This window comes from Sphingobacterium multivorum (assembly GCF_039511225.1).
In the GTDB taxonomy this organism is placed as follows: domain Bacteria; phylum Bacteroidota; class Bacteroidia; order Sphingobacteriales; family Sphingobacteriaceae; genus Sphingobacterium.
Genome location: NZ_CP154261.1, coordinates 3,916,118 through 3,931,386, shown reverse-complemented (window position 1 = coordinate 3,931,386; position 15,269 = coordinate 3,916,118). Strand labels below are relative to the sequence as shown.

The following is a 15,269-nucleotide window of genomic DNA, read 5'->3' as shown; positions in this document are numbered from 1 at the left end:
AGTCAAGTAGCCCGCTTTGGTTGTAAATTTGAACAACAAATAATAGTATTGTGAACACAAGAATGAGGTATAGTTTAGTCTTTTTAGTTTTTCTTTTGAGCACCCTGCTCATGAAAGGAATAGCTATGCCATCGCATTCTACTGTTCAGCATTTACCCCTCGTCCGCCTAAGTCTGTCGACACTTCAAGCTCATCTAGAAAAAGGTTCAGGAAATACCGAGCGGGAAAACTTGGTTGCTGCGGTTAAAGATCATGATTTCTATGATATTACTGAGCAGATGGACCTCAAGGATGAATGGAGCAAGCTGCTCTATTGGGGGGTGCTTTCAATTTGTCTTTTTGTATTCTGCTATCCTGTATGTCTCAAAATTCAGAATAACAGAAGGCCTTACATGGATCGACTGATCCTTCCGCCAAAATATATTCTTTTCCAAAGTTTAAAGATCCCGTTTCTGGGATAAAAATTTCCATTTCTTACAAGGGTTGAGAAGAGACAGACCTTGCACTGCATAAGGGTGTAATCTGTCCTTTTAATCACGATTTTGAACGATTTTTTTAAGTCGTATGACCTTGTCGTGACCTGTACCCACCGTGACTTGTTTTTAATTCGAATAACAACAATTTAAATAAATTTATATGCATTTATTACCTAGAGAGACAGAGAAGCTATTGCTTCATCTTGCCGGCGAACTAGCGAAAAAACGTAAAGCTAGAGGACTTAAATTAAACTATCCGGAGTCTATTGCATTGATCAGTAGTGAACTATTGGAAGCCGCTCGTGACGGACGTACTGTCGCCGATTTAATGCAGTATGGTGCAACATTGTTGACACGTGAAGATGTTATGGAAGGTGTGCCCGAAATGATTCATGATGTACAGATAGAAGCTACATTTCCAGATGGTACAAAACTGGTTACTGTTCATAACCCGATTCGCTAATTGTTAAAAATATAATCTATGATCCCAGGAGAATTTTTTATTGCAGATGGCTATGTGATCTGCAATGAAGGTAGAGAAGTTACTACAATAGAAGTTACCAACACTGGTGACAGACCAATTCAGGTAGGCTCACATTTTCACTTTTTCGAAGTGAATAAAATGATGGAATTTGATCGTGAGAAAGCTTTTGGTAAACGATTGAACATTATTGCCAGCACAGCAGTACGGTTTGAACCCGGTGAGACAAAAGAGATTGAGTTGGTACCGTATGCAGGTGGCCGAAATATCTATGGTCACAACGATTTGGTGAATGGTAATACCGAAACTGAGGTTGCGAAAGCAAATGCGCTGAAAAAAGTAAAAGAACAAGGCTTTAAAAATAAAGTATCATGAGTTTGAAAGTAAAAAAAATCAATTATAGCGCCATTTTTGGCCCTACAACAGGAGATAAAGTTCGTTTAGGAGATACCGATATCATTGTTGAGGTGGAGAAAGACTATGCTCATTATGGTGATGAAGCTAAGTTTGGCGGTGGTAAAACTGTACGTGACGGGATGTGTCAGTCTTCCATTCAGAAGCGTGATGAAGGAACATTAGATTTGGTCATCACCGGTGCCATTGTGATTGACCATTGGGGAATAGTAAAAGGTGATATCGGTATCAAAGATGGTAAGATTGTCGGTGTGGGGCGCGCAGGGAACCCTGATACCATGGACAATATTACACCCAACATGATTATTGGCGCATCTACAGAGGTACATGGTGGTGCTGGATATATTGTTACACCAGGAGGTATTGATACACACATCCATTACATCAGCCCTACACAGATTGAGACCGCTTTGTATAGTGGGGTAACAACAATGATAGGTGGCGGAACTGGTCCCGCAGATGGAACAAATGCAACTACGGTAACTCCAGGAAAGTGGAATATACGGCGCATGTTACAAGCGGTTGAAGACCTTCCGATGAACTTTGGTTTCTTTGGAAAAGGTAATGTGGGGACAGAGCAACCAATTGTGGAGCAAATCGAAGCAGGAGCTTTGGGGGTAAAAATCCACGAGGATTGGGGAGCGACTCCGGCAACGATAGATCGCGCACTTACAGTTGCTGATAAATACGATGTGCAGGTGGCCATCCATACGGATACACTGAATGAAGCGGGTTTCCTAGAAGATACTATTCAAGCTATCAATGGACGTGTCATCCATACATTCCACACCGAGGGTGCTGGTGGCGGTCACGCTCCAGATATCATCAAATCTGCGATGTATCCAAACGTCTTGCCGGCATCGACCAATCCAACACGTCCATTCACTAAAAATACGATTGACGAGCACTTGGATATGCTGATGGTTTGTCACCACTTGAGTAAAGAAATTCCGGAAGACGTAGCTTTTGCCGATTCTCGTATCCGTCCAGAAACGATTGCTGCTGAGGATGTACTGCAAGATCGTGGTGTATTCAGTATCATGAGCTCGGATTCACAGGCAATGGGTCGTGTAGGTGAAGTCATCACACGGACTTGGCAGACTGCAGACAAGATGAAGAAACAAGTCGGTCCGTTACCTGAAGACGAAGGTAAAGACAACGATAATTTCCGTGCACGTCGCTATGTAGCGAAATATACCATCAACCCAGCAATTGCTCACGGCATTTCCAACTATGTTGGTTCAATCGAGCCTGGTAAAATTGCCGATATGGTTATCTGGCGTCCAGATCTATTCGGTGCAAAACCAGAAATTATTGTGAAAGGAGGAATGATCATCGCTGCTAAAATGGGGGATGCAAATGCTTCTATTCCTACACCGCAGCCTATTATCCTTAGAACCATGTTTGCCGGATTAGGAAAGGCTGTGCATCGTACCTGCTTTAACTTTGTCTCTAAAGTGGCTTTTGAAAAAGGCATTAAGGATGAATATCGTTTGGAACGCTCCTTGTTACCTGTGGAAAATTGTCGAAATATCTCCAAAAAAGATATGATCCATAATGATGCTACACCTGAAATTATCGTCAATCCGGAGAATTATGAGGTAAGTCTTGACGGCGAGATCTTGCGGTCGAAACCTGTGGATACCGTTTCGTTGGGACAACGATACTTCTTGTTTTAACCCTATAACTACTTTTTATGGCGTGATTTAAGATCACGCCATAAGCTATGAAAAAACAATGTATTGATGAAATCATCATGGGCTTATCAAAAGCGCATAAAGAGAGGGAATAATGATTGCTCATGGTGCTTCATTAAGCTAAAATACGATTTACGCTAATGAAAAATTTGAAGACATTCTTAGGCTGTTGTATAGCAATAGCGTGCTTTACCATTCAATCTGCCTATGCGCAAAAGGGAGGTATCATGGTTTATGGGTCACTGAATTACCACGAAACGACGGCTGGGCATCAATTTAGTGCCGCACCATTAGGTGCTGCATATTTTTTCACCGACAACATGAACGTCGGTTTAAATTATGGATTCAACTCGTCCAAAAATAAGGCCTTGGATTTTACGGATCATTCGCATGAAGTAGGACCATTTTACAGCAATACCTGGCCATTGAGTGAGCACTTTATGTTGATAGGCCAGGTGGACGTACATTACCTTTGGGGCGATCAACATGTCAATTCCAACGGAGCCATGGTCGATGGTAAATACAACGGTTACTTGTTTAGAGTATATCCACTTGTTGGCATCGCCTTGGGAAAAGGTTGGGCATTAAAGGCCAAAATAGCTGAACTTTCTTATAAAAAGACGAATAGTAAAGATCCCGCTATTCCGAACGATCACGAAGTTATTACAGGAATCAATGGATCAACTGTAGGTTTAGGCCTGTCTAAAAATCTATTTGTTAAGAATTAAAAAATGATAATCACGGAAATCACAAGGAATATTCATGGTGAGCAGGTCACTAAGCGTCTGGATTTGCTTGCTATTGAATGGTATGAGTCGACCAAACGTATTCAACGTTTACGTACAGCGGAGGGAATGGATATTGCCGTCAAATTGTTGGGCAAGACATCCAGCTTGCAGGATGGCGATATCTTGTACGAAGATGAAGAGAAAATTGTTGTGGTAACGATCAAACCTTGTGAAGTCATCCGTGTCATGGCAATTGATTTCCAGCGAACGGCCTTTGTAAGCAGTGAAATTGGAAACAAACATTTGCCTCTATTTGTGGAGGCAAATGAATTGCTCATGCCTTATGAACGGTCAATGTATGAATGGCTTGTGAAACAAGGTTTTGACCCCCAGTGTGGCGAGCGTCAACTTTTACATCAGCTCAATGCTAATGTCGATCCGAAACATCATCAGAAGATGAAGTCTTCGACGAAGAATATACCGCTGTTAATCAGCGATAAAGTCTTCATGAATTTACAGGCGCCAACAGCCGGTATCGGTTTAATGCCCAATGATAGCGAAGATTACGCAAGGGATTGATAGGTCCTTGATGATATATACTTATAATAAAAAATAATGTCAATGAAAAATACATTTCTAGGCAAGTTACTCCATTTAGCAGATCCTACATTGCCAATTGGTGGGTTTACCCATTCCAATGGACTGGAGACTTATGTGCAACAGGGCTTGGTCTGTGATAAGGCTACAGCAGACAATTATGTGCGTCATAACCTCTGGTATAATTTGAAGTATAATGATGCTGCTTTGATGAAATTGGCCTATGAAGCAACTTCTTCGCAGGACATCGATACATTGATCGCCCTGGATCAAGAATGTACAGCATTAAAAAGCCCAAGAGAAATTCGCGATGCCAGTAAAAAACTGGGCTTACGTATTTATAAAATATTCAGTCGGTATCAACAGCAGGATTTTATGCTGTCCTGGGGTGAATTAATCCAAAAGAAGGAAGTAGATAGTCATTACTGTTTGATGTATGGCATGTTGGCGTCACTTTTAGAAATTCCTTTGGAAGAAGCGTTACACGGCTTTTACTATAATGCCGCCATTACGATGGTTACCAATGCTGTTAAACTTGTGCCATTAGGACAATTGGATGGCCAGGATATACTTTTTGGTTTACATGATGATATACTTGATCTCTGCAAAGAGACCTTAACAGTTGAACGGAATTTAGTGGGTTTATGCAACATCGGATTTGACATCCGTTGCATGCAACACGAACGATTATATTCTAGAGTTTATATTTCTTAAAGAACAATTAAAATGGAAAATAGAAAATATGTTAAAATAGGGGTTGGTGGTCCGGTAGGATCTGGTAAAACAGCATTATTGGAACGATTGAGCAGACGTTTGATGAATGAAATTGATCTTGCCGTAATTACCAATGATATCTATACCAAGGAGGATGCGGAATATATGGCCAAAAATAGTTTGCTTCCCCGTGAACGAATCATCGGTGTAGAAACCGGCGGTTGCCCGCACACCGCGATACGGGAAGATGCGAGTATGAATCTGGAAGCTGTGGATGAGCTGGCAAGTCGTTTCCCGGATTTAGAGTTGATTTTGATTGAAAGTGGCGGTGATAACCTGACGTCTACCTATAGTCCGGATCTCGCCGATATCACCATTTTCGTCATTGATGTTGCCGAAGGTGAAAAAATGCCGCGTAAAGGTGGTCCGGCAATTACAAGATCAGACCTGTTGTTGATTAATAAGAAAGATTTGGCACCCTATGTAGGTGCAAGCTTAGAAGTGATGGAGCATGATGCGCGTAAAATGCGTAAAGGTTCTCCGTTCTTGTTTTCAAATCTAAAAACCGGCGATGGTTTGGAAGAGATTGTGGGCTGGATTAAAAAATACGCACTCCTTCAAGATATTGAGGAACCTAATTTACTACGTTAATTATGATTTGTTCTTTAGCTATTAAGATAGCACATCGCGAAGGAAAATCCTTTTTAAAAGATGCGTATGCCACACAACCGTTTCGTATCGTTCCTGTTGGGCAATATCAAAAAGACAATGCCGCGTACTTGATGATTATGAGTTCATCGCCTGGTTTGTTGGATGGAGATGACCATCGTATTCAAGTTGATATTGCTCCGGGTTCTAAGTTACAGTTACAAACGCAGGCTTACCAGCGTTTGTTTCATATGAAAGGTCATTCGTCCCAAACGATGGAAGTGAATGTAGGCGAAAATGCTGTTTTTTCTTATGTACCTCATCCAGTAGTACCTCAGCATTCGTCTCATTTTTTGAGCCATAACATTGTACATCTTGCTTCAAATTGTCACTTATTGCTGAGTGAAATCGTGACTTGTGGCCGGAAAATGTCCGGTGAAGAGTTTATGTACAACCACTTTCAAAATCTGACAGAATGCTATGTCAATGGTAGGCTCGTGGTGAAGGATAATGTATTGCTGCAGCCAGATCGTATGCCTATACAAGGTTTGGGTATTTTGGAAGGCTATACGCACCAGGGAACGTTGATCTATCTGAATAGCGCCGGCTTGAATCCAAGTGATTGGATCGAGGCTTTCCATGAGCAATACGGGGAAACCAAAGACGTTGCGTTTGGTATTAGTGAATTGCAACATGACGGTTTTATGGTTCGCGTTTTAGGTTACGGTGCCGAACAGCTCTATCTTCTTTTTAAAGAAATGCAAAGCACATTATGGGACAACATATTTTTGAATAACAACTAATTATATTCCAATGAAAAATAACATCCTAGCTTTTATTAAAGCTTTTTTTAAAGGATTTGGGCAGATTATGTTACAAGGTAACATTTGGACGGGTATCTTATTTATCGGAGCCATTATTTATGATTCGGCACTTATGGGCTTTGCAGGGATTCTCGCCAACATCGTTGGCGTATTGACGGCCAAGTTGATGAAATTTGATGAGGATCATATCAATGATGGACTTTTCGGATTTAATGCTACGCTTTACGGTATTGCTTTGGTGTTCTATTTCCAGACAAACGTTTGGGTATGGGGAGCCTTAATCGTAGGATCTGCGTTGACCACCATCTTGATGGGGTTTGCATTAAAGAAGAATCTGCCGGTATTTACATTTCCTTTTATCTTAATTACCTGGATCGCATTGTATGTGTTGAGTATTCCAGAACTGGCCTTGCGGACTGTTCCCGAGCATTTTGTTGATATTCAGGAAATGGATGACTTCTTAATCGAAGGCCATGCCTTTGGTCAGGTTATTTTTCAGGGTAGTTTAATTGCTGGATTGATCTTTTTCATCGGGGTTTTCCTGAGTAATCCTATGGGCGCACTTTACGGTTTCGCTGCTGTTATCATCAGTGTTTATATATCACACCATGGCCATGAATCTGTAGATATGACCAATAATGGCATTTTTAGCTTCAATGCGGTTTTGGTTGGAATTGCCCTAAGCGGCCCCCGCGTTAGAGATGGTGTATATGTTCTGATCGGAACAATTATCGCAACATATTTTGATCATTTTTTGATTCACAACGGATGGACAACATTGACTTTTCCATTTGTTTTTGCGATGTGGGCTATGCACCCTGTCAAACTGATCGATCAATGGTTGGTGAATAGGTTTTCATCGGCTGAAGGGACTTCCTAGTCCTTTTTTGTGAACTAAAATTTTATGTATGTTTAAATTTCGTTTAGTAAAACTATTCCCAATAATGCTCTTATTGGGAATTCATGTAAATACGGTGTACGGACAAGTCAGTCCGCCCGGATTAGGAAAAGCAAGGACCGCATCTTGGTCGGTTTTGGGCTTGCGAAGGAAATTGGACAGTGCTGGAACGAAGGAAGCATTGACTTATATCGGTCTAGGGACTAAAAGCACACCGGACGATTCTAATCCATTTCACAAGCAGGCTATTTGGGTGTTAAACCATGAGGTCTATCATAAATTTGCCAAAAATCAACAATATAGTTATGCGTTGAGTTACCGTCGCCAAAACGTTTACGATGAGGCGGCACCATATCATAACGAAGGTGTTGAGCAAGAGTTTAGGTTGTATGGTCGATACGCGTATACATTGACCTTTAACGATCGTTTGAAATGGAAAAATACATTAAGGCAAGAGTTCCGAAAATTCTTTACAGCCGATTTTCAAAAAGCAGAAGAGAATTTTCAATTTAGGACCCGCTTGAAGTCGCAACTGAATTTTAAAATTTCAGCTAAAAATAAGCAGGAATTGGCGTTGAGCGCAGAGGGACTTTTTGCAATCAGTAAGCTCTACGAACCTGTTAGTACCTGGTCTAGCTTTGGCTATAAAGAGACCCGCTTGGGTTTCTATTACATGACAGATATTCCTAAGACACCTTTGCGGTTGGATCTGGGTTATATGAACGACTTAATTAAAGGCTATGATAACGTAGATTTTGGGGTTCATTATTTAGCTGTAGATTTAATCTGGAATCTGCCTTACCGAAAAAAGCATTAGTCCGCCATGAACTTATGTTTCCGATAGTCACTGGGTGAATACCCAGTGATTTTTTTGAATAGTCTGGTGAAATAGGATGGCGATTGAAATTTCAATTCAAAGGCTATTCCAGCGATATCTCTCGTCGCGTCCTGCAGCAGAATCTGACTATGTAAAATACTTATTTCGCTAATCCATTGCTTCGGAGGTTTATTCGTCGCTTCTTTTACACATTTATTGAGGTAATTTTCTGAAATATGCAATAAATTGGCATAGAATAATACGTTTTTATGATCAATATGGAATTTTTGTACATATTCGCGAAAACGGAAAGCGATATCGAGCTGTCGGCTCATCGGTGCCTTTGTTTCAATATCCGATTTTATCACCTTCAATAGGACACACTGCATCATGGATATGCAGACTTCCATCACGCGGCCCTCGGTAAAAAGTTCCTCTTCCAACAACATGAGCATTTGCTGGATCCAGTGCGCTACATGGGGTTTTAGTGTGGTAAAAGGATGGGAATTGAAAAATTTGATATCGTTTATACCGAGTTCAATATCAGTCACAATTTCATTTTCATAGACCACGAAAAAACCTTCTACATCATCAGAAATTGCCAGCGTTGCCGTGATATTACCTTGTTTAATGTTAATGACTTGATTTTCGGTTAAGGTATAAGATGCGCTTTCGAGATGCTGGGTCAGTGATCCCTTCGTTACAAAAATGAGAAAATTAAACGTTGTACGATAGGGGATGACAGGCATCAGGATACTGCGGAGGTAATTCTCGATTCGATAGACTTGAATTTTATTCTCATTGAATAAATTGTGCTCAGAAACATCCGGTAGAAATAACTTTTTGTACTCGTAATTATTGATGATCTTAATCGAATTTTTCATAGTTTTTAAAACAACCTACTTACCAATGAAATCAAAAAAAAAGACTAGTTGTATGTATGACAAATATACTTAAAAGTTTGCGAAAATTAACTTAAAATCCACTGCTTCCATAGAAGTAATTACGGTGTTAATCGAGTGTAAACGCTGATTTAAGACTACTTCTCCTGATCCTTTTGTAGATACTCGGACGTGAAATGTTGTTGCTGTTTTTCGTGGCTGAATTTCTCCTTATTATAGGAAGCTGAATTACCCTTGGGTATCGATAGGGAGGTCCATTTGTCATCCAAACATATTTTCCCGATATAGAGCATCTGACCGATGTGATAGGGATAATGTGCTAGCTGCCGTAAGATCGCTTCCATGACGGTATGTCCTTGATTACGGATATAGATAATTTTAGCGAGATCTTCTTCTTTGAGGGATTCAATAGCCTGAAACAAACAGGCCCATCCGGCATTCCAATAGGTAATAAGCTCATTGCGATCGGCCCAGCTGTTCTCAAACTCCTGATCACGGTTTCTATTTTCTTTTTCGCCATCTGTGGTGAGAAAATCGGTCCATCGAGAAAGCATATTTCCACCTAAATGTTTAACAATTAATGCAATGCTATTGCTCGAATCATTGGGTTGCCAAAAGAGTTGTTCAGTGCTTAGCTGTGCAATTGTTTTATCACCCAATGATTTATAATATTGAAATTGCTTGATACAAGTCGCTATAAGATTATCCATTGACTCGAAAGTTTGTCATTTATTATGAATATCAATATACAAAAATGTCGTGAAACCGAGATCTAAAAATAGTTTTTTTAAGCTGAAATCTGGTGTTGCTATCGATTTCACTAAACTCCTGATATTGCTTTTTGAGGTGATAAATGTGTGAATTTATAAGGAGAAGGAAAGGAGAAGGAAAGGAGAAGGAGAAGGAGAAGGAGAAGGAGAAGGAGAAGGAGAAGGAGAAGGAGAAGTGTGAGCAAAAAGGCCGATAAAAGCAAAGGTGATACTGGGGTATGTATCACCTTTAAGCTAACTAAACATTAAACATAAATAAACAGTCTTTTTTAAAGACCACACTAAAAATTACAATACTACTCTGCCACTTGTTGATTTGTCAACTTGGACATTTTTTGGCTGATTTTTTAACGCAATTCTTGCCGATGTAGAAACATTTCCCTGTAAGTTTTCTTTCACGCTGAGCGTTACATTTGCAGACGAATTGGCTTGTATTTGGGCATTTGTTGTCGAGAAACGGCTCATGTCAACCGATGCGGATGAATTGGTGTTCAAATTTAAATTTGAAGCGCTACCCGCAATTTCCTGCTTAGACGAACTGCTTGCCGATACTTGCAAATTTTTACTGCTGACATCTGTCGTTAACTTGCTAGAAGAGCTCGTTGAAAGGTTGATATCATCAGCAATTAATTTTTTAAGCGATATTTTTGCGGAGGAGGATACGTCTACAGAAATTTTGTTTGCCTTAATCGTTTCATCGGTATAGATCGAACTGCTGGATGATGCCGAAAAGCGTGTCGGTATCTTGCTTGAGTAAACAGTTACGCGATTGTTTCTCGCATTTCTGATTGAACTGTTTCTTTTATACTGTACATACAGTGTACCGTTTTTTACAGTCGTTTCGATGAGGGATAAATGTTCGGGATTATCTGCTTCAACAACAACCTCATTGCGATTAGAGTGAATATAATCTACACGTAATGAAGTTGCCGATGAAATGCCATCTGGAGCAGTGATCTTACGTGTTTCGCGTTCTTGTGCCTGAGCTACATATAAAAATGAAATAAAGGCAATGGTTAAGATTCTTTTCATTATTTTTCTGTTATTAGTTTAAATATATTACTGCTTAAAGTTTCATTTTAATTTCCCTTTTATCTTATCCTGTGTGCTTATTATATGTACACCTTATTGTTAACGGCTACTTATAGTATAATAGTAATGCCAAAACTTTAAATCCGTCTAAAATATTGGTTAACACCAGTTTTGCTGCTGAGTCCTATTTTCGTTCGTGCTCATTTTTGAACATACACTGTTCGGTATCGGACAATAGTTTGTTTACCATACGCTTCGTTTGTAGGCTGCTAGCCAGAATTGATACTCTAATTGGGAAGCTGTTACAAATACTTGTCGCATCTTCTCCCGTTTTGTTGCAGTAGTTTCTGCTGCAATTTTGTCCACGTAGTCTTTCGCCTTGATAACTCCTTGTGCAAAATCGTCACCGCTATAAGTTGCTATCCATTTTGAATAGGGATTTCCCTGCGTATTTGCTGTCGATACAATGTGGTCTCCGACCTCTTTATAAATCCAAAAACAGGGAAGTGTTGCCGCCATTGCGACCTCAACGCTCTCGAAAGCGGCGACGCTTTTGAGAAAATGTACATAATGATGGCAGGTTGGTTGGATCTTGTTGTTCTCGTCGACAGGACTTAAACCAAACTCCCGAAAGTAATTTTCGTGTAATGCCCGTTCAACAAGAAGCGCATTGCGACCAAATTCGAAATAGTCCAATGCTTGTTGGTTATCCGCACTTTTTGCACCTATAAAGGCGAGCACACGGCCAAATTCTTCTAAATAGAAAGCATCCTGCTGCATGTAAAATTGAAATTTATCCAGGGGAAGACTACCATCACTAAGCTGAACAATAAACGGCATAGTAAGTATATCCGAATAAATAGCTGTTATGGATTCCCAGGCATGATCAGTCCAGTTCATATTGAATAAGTTTAATCGGATTGTGGAAGTGATTTAATGGCCCATTTCCTTTGCCAATAAGAAGATCTTTACTACCAGCTATTGCTGCGTGTATATAGGCCAATGCGAATTCAACCGCGCTATTGAGACCAACGTCTTGTGCCAAATGGCTCGCAATTGCTGAAGAAAGCGAACAACCGGAACCGTGTGTATTTTTGCTGTTAATTTTTTGAGATTTGAATTCAATTGGTGAATTCGTGTGCTGGAACAATAAGGATGTTAACTCTTGACTTTGGAGATGCCCGCCTTTAATCAGTACGGATTGACAACCTTTTGCCAACAAGGTCTTTCCCGCTTTTTCCATTTTGTGAACAGTGTCAATAACTTCGTTTACTAAGACACTTACCTCATCTAAATTTGGTGTAATCAGCGTTGCCAAAGGAAAAAGAAGTTCAATGCAGGCCTGAATCGTATCATCGTGAATGAGCTTGTGTCCACTGGTCGATACCATGACTGGGTCAAATACGATAGGCCCTTTATATTCTTTTAAATAGCTGCTAATAAGCTCCACAAGTTCAATATGGTGTACCATTCCGATTTTGATTGCATCGGGATAGATATCGTCGAAAATAGCATCGAGCTGATCTTTGACAGCTGATGTAGGGATTTCATAAATGCGTCTTACACCCTGTGTGTTCTGGACGGGTAAGGCGGTTAACACATTCATGGCATAACAGCCTAATGCAGATATGGTTTTGGTATCGGCTTGTATGCCTGCTCCACCGCTACCATCGAACCCTGCAATGCTGAGTACAGTGGGGACGCGGTATTTCTTATCTTTTGTCATTTTAATAGTTCTTTTAATTGTGCGCTGGCAGCTCTGGGATCTTGACTTTGGCATATGGCCGAAACCACTGCAATGGAGTCTGCACCTGCGCTCCAGGCCTCTTCTGCAGTTTGTAAGTTCATCCTACCAATCGCAATTAATGGTTTTTCCGTCCTATTCCGAAGTTGTTTTAAACCTGCAATTCCCCATTCGGTTACCGTATCCACTTTTGTTCTCGTTGAAAAAATGGGGCTTACACCAAGGTGGTCGACAGCGCACATTTGTTGACTTTCTAGCTGTTGAACAGCTTCTATGGACCAGCCTATGTTTAATTTATCGCCATATTTTTCGCGAATAGGGAGCGGCTGCAAATCATTTTGACCCACATGTACTCCCCATGCCTCGATTTTTGCAGCGATTGCTACGGCATCATTGATCACGAGCGGAATACCATAACGATCGGTCAGTTTTTTCAAACGCATGGCTTTATCCAAAAATGTAGCGGGATCGTCAGTTTTTTCGCGTAATTGAATAAGATCGACTCCACCAATGATGGCTTCTTCGGCGACATTGAGCCAATGTTGAGGATAACAGTCCCGCTCAGAAATTACCAAATATAAAGGGTAGGGAAAAAGCGGATTAATGCGCATAACATTTGATCTTGAGCTTTGATTTTAGACGTTCTGCATTGAGCTGATAGAGCTCATCATAGAGGTTCAATTGTAGGGTACCCGGGCCAGTGGCTTTTTGGGCCGCGAGTTCTCCAGCCAAGCTCAAAATGGACACGCCGGCAACAGCTGCTTCAACATATTGGTCTGTAACACCTAGAAATGCACCAATAAGTGCAGTAGCACTACAGCCAAGTCCTGTTACTTGCGTCATTAAAGGGGCGCCATTAAAGACTTCAACCCTGTATTGTTCGGAAAGAATATAGTCTACTTCTCCGGAAATACAGATAATGGAGCCGGTTTGTTTTTGCAATAATTGGCCAAATCGGAGTGCATCCTTACTAGCTGTCGTGCTGTCGACTCCTTTTGTGTTCGGTTGGTTGAAATTGTACAGCGTCATGATCTCTGATGCATTTCCCCGAATAACCGTTGGTTTGAGATCAAGTAGATTGGCTAATAAATCATTGCGGAATGCCGATATTCCGGCACCCACGGGATCAAGTACCCATGGCCGTCCAATAGTATTGGCATGTTCGGTAGCAACCAGCATAGCTTCGGCTGTATCTTCACTCAAGGTGCCGATATTAATGACAAGAGCTTGCGCAATATCGACAACTTCGCGTACTTCTAAAGGACTGTGAACCATCACAGGGGACGCCCCTAGGGCTAAAAGTGCGTTGGCGGTATTGTTCATCACGACAAAGTTTGTGATGTTGTGTACAAGGGGTTTTTCAACCCTCAGCTGCGCTAATAAATTGATAATTGAATCTTCCATTCTTTTACATGTGCTAAGATGTACGGTGCGGCCTTGGGGGGAAGAAGAGCGATAGCCTGTGCAGAAGGAGTATGCTGTACAGTGGATTTTTGCTTTTCCCTACGCCGGTATAAACCGAATCAGGTTCAAAGGGACTATCTCAATTCTATACAGAATACCCCCAAAGCCATACCAAACTTAAACAAAAAAGTGGACTTTTCATATTTATCATTTTTCGATCACTTCGCTCGCTGAATTAATCGGTCGTATTTTGATCGGCACTAATTTCAGTATACAGGGTAGGGACGTAGGTGACTCGGGCGAAATTTTTGGTTAAAAGTTCTGTTTCCAAAATCTTTCCACCCTGAAACTTTAAGAACTTCTCGCGCCAAATCTCATTTTTACGAAAGAACTGATTGTCTATTTTGAGAAAGTGATGTTCTTTTTCAAAGACATGGTATGCAAAATCCAGCTCCTGATCGATCCTCAATTCGCCCTCTAAACATTTCTCTGTAAACCAGAGGTTGATCTGGAAGGTGTAAGGCGTGTTGTTGGTGAATTGATAATCACGGTAGTTATAAAATACGGTAGCCCCACTACCGAATGGCAAAACACGACCATCGTCAGGAAAAGGATCGAAGGAGTGATGATAACGTTCGCTGACGGTGAGTGGACTATGGATAACAAGCCAATGGATGAGATTGGATATTTGACAGATTCCACCGCCAATACCCGCCCTTGCTTCACCGAAGGATAACTCCATGCCGGGCAGATACCCTTTCTTTACGGTGGGAAGCCCCACGAGTTTACAAAATGAAAAGGTTTCCTTCGGTCTGATCAGAATGTTATTGATCTGTGCTGCTGCAATTTTTAGGTTGGTCACTTTGTTGATCTGCAATTGCATATTATTTTCGCCCAGCTTTTTTAATAATACAGACTGATGCTTTTTAATACGAAAGGGAAGTTTTTCAGCTGATTTAACTGTGCTGTATTTTTTGTCGTCAAATAGCCAGACGGCTTTTCGCTGCATTCTTCTTACCCATACTGCAAAAAAATAGAGTATGGGGTGCTGTTGACTGATCAGTTTTCTTTTTTTCAATACGATGTTTATTTATCGCTATCAAAATTAATGCAGAAATCTATC

Annotated in this window: 19 protein-coding genes and 1 riboswitch; of the genes, 11 read left to right on the top strand and 8 right to left on the bottom strand. The window is 40.7% G+C overall.

Going from position 1 to position 15,269, the window contains the following annotated elements:
- Positions 1-110 precede the first annotated feature (110 nt).
- From AAH582_RS16625 to AAH582_RS16575, 11 genes are all read left to right on the top strand, one after another.
- Positions 111-461: a hypothetical protein gene (locus AAH582_RS16625; protein ID WP_046675413.1), complete on the top strand. Its 351-nt coding sequence runs from the start codon at positions 111-113 to the stop codon at positions 459-461.
- 175 nt (positions 462-636) lie between these two features.
- Positions 637-939 carry an urease subunit gamma gene (gene ureA, locus AAH582_RS16620; RefSeq protein WP_075993440.1) on the top strand — a complete coding sequence of 101 codons (303 nt, stop codon included), beginning with the start codon at positions 637-639 and terminating at the stop codon, positions 937-939.
- A gap of 18 nt (positions 940-957) precedes the next feature.
- A complete protein-coding gene (gene ureB, locus AAH582_RS16615; RefSeq protein ID WP_046675415.1) occupies positions 958-1,332 on the top strand; it encodes an urease subunit beta in 375 nt (124 codons plus the stop codon).
- A complete protein-coding gene (ureC, locus tag AAH582_RS16610) occupies positions 1,329-3,050 on the top strand; it encodes an urease subunit alpha (RefSeq protein ID WP_046675416.1) in 1,722 nt (573 codons plus the stop codon). The genes ureB and ureC overlap by 4 nt, the downstream gene beginning before the upstream one ends.
- A gap of 158 nt (positions 3,051-3,208) precedes the next feature.
- A complete protein-coding gene (locus AAH582_RS16605) occupies positions 3,209-3,796 on the top strand; it encodes a hypothetical protein (protein WP_343318763.1) in 588 nt (195 codons plus the stop codon).
- A 3-nt stretch (positions 3,797-3,799) separates the two neighbouring features.
- Positions 3,800-4,375, top strand: a complete 576-nt coding sequence (locus tag AAH582_RS16600) for an urease accessory protein UreE (protein ID WP_343318761.1) — start codon at positions 3,800-3,802, stop codon at positions 4,373-4,375.
- 42 nt (positions 4,376-4,417) lie between these two features.
- On the top strand, positions 4,418-5,107 hold the full coding sequence (locus AAH582_RS16595; RefSeq protein ID WP_343318759.1) for an urease accessory protein UreF: 690 nt from the start codon (positions 4,418-4,420) through the stop codon (positions 5,105-5,107).
- Positions 5,108-5,119: 12 nt separating this feature from the next.
- The gene (gene ureG, locus AAH582_RS16590) at positions 5,120-5,758 is read left to right on the top strand and encodes an urease accessory protein UreG (RefSeq protein ID WP_046675418.1); all 639 of its coding nucleotides are present in this window, start codon (positions 5,120-5,122) and stop codon (positions 5,756-5,758) included.
- A gap of 2 nt (positions 5,759-5,760) precedes the next feature.
- The gene (locus AAH582_RS16585; RefSeq protein ID WP_046675419.1) at positions 5,761-6,558 is read left to right on the top strand and encodes an urease accessory protein UreD; all 798 of its coding nucleotides are present in this window, start codon (positions 5,761-5,763) and stop codon (positions 6,556-6,558) included.
- Between the two features lie 10 nt (positions 6,559-6,568).
- Entirely contained in the window at positions 6,569-7,459 is an 891-nt protein-coding gene (locus AAH582_RS16580; RefSeq protein ID WP_159333068.1) for an urea transporter, read from the top strand.
- 28 nt (positions 7,460-7,487) lie between these two features.
- Positions 7,488-8,294, top strand: coding sequence for a DUF2490 domain-containing protein (locus AAH582_RS16575; RefSeq protein ID WP_053003873.1), 807 nt, complete (start codon positions 7,488-7,490; stop codon positions 8,292-8,294).
- On the opposite strand, the gene AAH582_RS16570 is transcribed toward AAH582_RS16575, so the two are convergent.
- The 8 genes from AAH582_RS16570 to AAH582_RS16535 form a co-directional block, all read right to left on the bottom strand.
- The gene (locus AAH582_RS16570; RefSeq protein WP_046675421.1) at positions 8,291-9,178 is read right to left on the bottom strand and encodes a helix-turn-helix domain-containing protein; all 888 of its coding nucleotides are present in this window, start codon (positions 9,176-9,178) and stop codon (positions 8,291-8,293) included. The two genes, AAH582_RS16575 and AAH582_RS16570, sit on opposite strands and share 4 nt — an antisense overlap.
- A 155-nt stretch (positions 9,179-9,333) precedes the next feature.
- Positions 9,334-9,906, bottom strand: a complete 573-nt coding sequence (locus AAH582_RS16565) for a DUF1572 family protein (protein ID WP_343318755.1) — start codon at positions 9,904-9,906, stop codon at positions 9,334-9,336.
- Positions 9,907-10,254: 348 nt separating this feature from the next.
- Positions 10,255-10,998 carry a GIN domain-containing protein gene (locus AAH582_RS16560; RefSeq protein WP_343318754.1) on the bottom strand — a complete coding sequence of 248 codons (744 nt, stop codon included), beginning with the start codon at positions 10,996-10,998 and terminating at the stop codon, positions 10,255-10,257.
- A 243-nt stretch (positions 10,999-11,241) separates the two neighbouring features.
- Positions 11,242-11,898 carry a thiaminase II gene (gene tenA, locus AAH582_RS16555; protein ID WP_343318751.1) on the bottom strand — a complete coding sequence of 219 codons (657 nt, stop codon included), beginning with the start codon at positions 11,896-11,898 and terminating at the stop codon, positions 11,242-11,244.
- The gene (thiD, locus tag AAH582_RS16550; RefSeq protein WP_343318749.1) at positions 11,885-12,724 is read right to left on the bottom strand and encodes a bifunctional hydroxymethylpyrimidine kinase/phosphomethylpyrimidine kinase; all 840 of its coding nucleotides are present in this window, start codon (positions 12,722-12,724) and stop codon (positions 11,885-11,887) included. The genes tenA and thiD overlap by 14 nt, the downstream gene beginning before the upstream one ends.
- Complete coding sequence (gene thiE, locus AAH582_RS16545) at positions 12,721-13,353, bottom strand: thiamine phosphate synthase (RefSeq protein WP_343318748.1); 633 nt, start codon at positions 13,351-13,353, stop codon at positions 12,721-12,723. The genes thiD and thiE overlap by 4 nt, the downstream gene beginning before the upstream one ends.
- The gene (gene thiM / locus AAH582_RS16540) at positions 13,343-14,146 is read right to left on the bottom strand and encodes a hydroxyethylthiazole kinase (RefSeq protein WP_046675427.1); all 804 of its coding nucleotides are present in this window, start codon (positions 14,144-14,146) and stop codon (positions 13,343-13,345) included. Before thiM ends, thiE begins: the two co-directional genes overlap by 11 nt.
- Before the next feature lie 79 nt (positions 14,147-14,225).
- A riboswitch (TPP riboswitch) is annotated at positions 14,226-14,318 on the bottom strand.
- Positions 14,319-14,381: 63 nt separating this feature from the next.
- On the bottom strand, positions 14,382-15,224 hold the full coding sequence (locus AAH582_RS16535; RefSeq protein WP_343318746.1) for a VanW family protein: 843 nt from the start codon (positions 15,222-15,224) through the stop codon (positions 14,382-14,384).
- Positions 15,225-15,269: the final 45 nt, after the last annotated feature.

Excerpts from the sequence above, each read along its gene's own strand:
- AAH582_RS16625 (WP_046675413.1), top strand. The coding sequence starts at position 111 with ATGAAAGGAATAGCTATGCCATCGCATTCTACTGTTCAGCATTTACCC.
- ureA (WP_075993440.1), top strand. The coding sequence starts at position 637 with ATGCATTTATTACCTAGAGAGACAGAGAAGCTATTGCTTCATCTTGCC.
- ureB (WP_046675415.1), top strand. The coding sequence starts at position 958 with ATGATCCCAGGAGAATTTTTTATTGCAGATGGCTATGTGATCTGCAAT.
- ureC (WP_046675416.1), top strand. The coding sequence starts at position 1,329 with ATGAGTTTGAAAGTAAAAAAAATCAATTATAGCGCCATTTTTGGCCCT.
- AAH582_RS16605 (WP_343318763.1), top strand. The coding sequence starts at position 3,209 with ATGAAAAATTTGAAGACATTCTTAGGCTGTTGTATAGCAATAGCGTGC.
- AAH582_RS16600 (WP_343318761.1), top strand. The coding sequence starts at position 3,800 with ATGATAATCACGGAAATCACAAGGAATATTCATGGTGAGCAGGTCACT.
- AAH582_RS16595 (WP_343318759.1), top strand. The coding sequence starts at position 4,418 with ATGAAAAATACATTTCTAGGCAAGTTACTCCATTTAGCAGATCCTACA.
- ureG (WP_046675418.1), top strand. The coding sequence starts at position 5,120 with ATGGAAAATAGAAAATATGTTAAAATAGGGGTTGGTGGTCCGGTAGGA.
- AAH582_RS16585 (WP_046675419.1), top strand. The coding sequence starts at position 5,761 with ATGATTTGTTCTTTAGCTATTAAGATAGCACATCGCGAAGGAAAATCC.
- AAH582_RS16580 (WP_159333068.1), top strand. The coding sequence starts at position 6,569 with ATGAAAAATAACATCCTAGCTTTTATTAAAGCTTTTTTTAAAGGATTT.
- AAH582_RS16575 (WP_053003873.1), top strand. The coding sequence starts at position 7,488 with ATGTTTAAATTTCGTTTAGTAAAACTATTCCCAATAATGCTCTTATTG.
- AAH582_RS16570 (WP_046675421.1), bottom strand. The coding sequence starts at position 9,178 with ATGAAAAATTCGATTAAGATCATCAATAATTACGAGTACAAAAAGTTA.
- AAH582_RS16565 (WP_343318755.1), bottom strand. The coding sequence starts at position 9,906 with ATGGATAATCTTATAGCGACTTGTATCAAGCAATTTCAATATTATAAA.
- AAH582_RS16560 (WP_343318754.1), bottom strand. The coding sequence starts at position 10,998 with ATGAAAAGAATCTTAACCATTGCCTTTATTTCATTTTTATATGTAGCT.
- tenA (WP_343318751.1), bottom strand. The coding sequence starts at position 11,898 with ATGAACTGGACTGATCATGCCTGGGAATCCATAACAGCTATTTATTCG.
- thiD (WP_343318749.1), bottom strand. The coding sequence starts at position 12,724 with ATGACAAAAGATAAGAAATACCGCGTCCCCACTGTACTCAGCATTGCA.
- thiE (WP_343318748.1), bottom strand. The coding sequence starts at position 13,353 with ATGCGCATTAATCCGCTTTTTCCCTACCCTTTATATTTGGTAATTTCT.
- thiM (WP_046675427.1), bottom strand. The coding sequence starts at position 14,146 with ATGGAAGATTCAATTATCAATTTATTAGCGCAGCTGAGGGTTGAAAAA.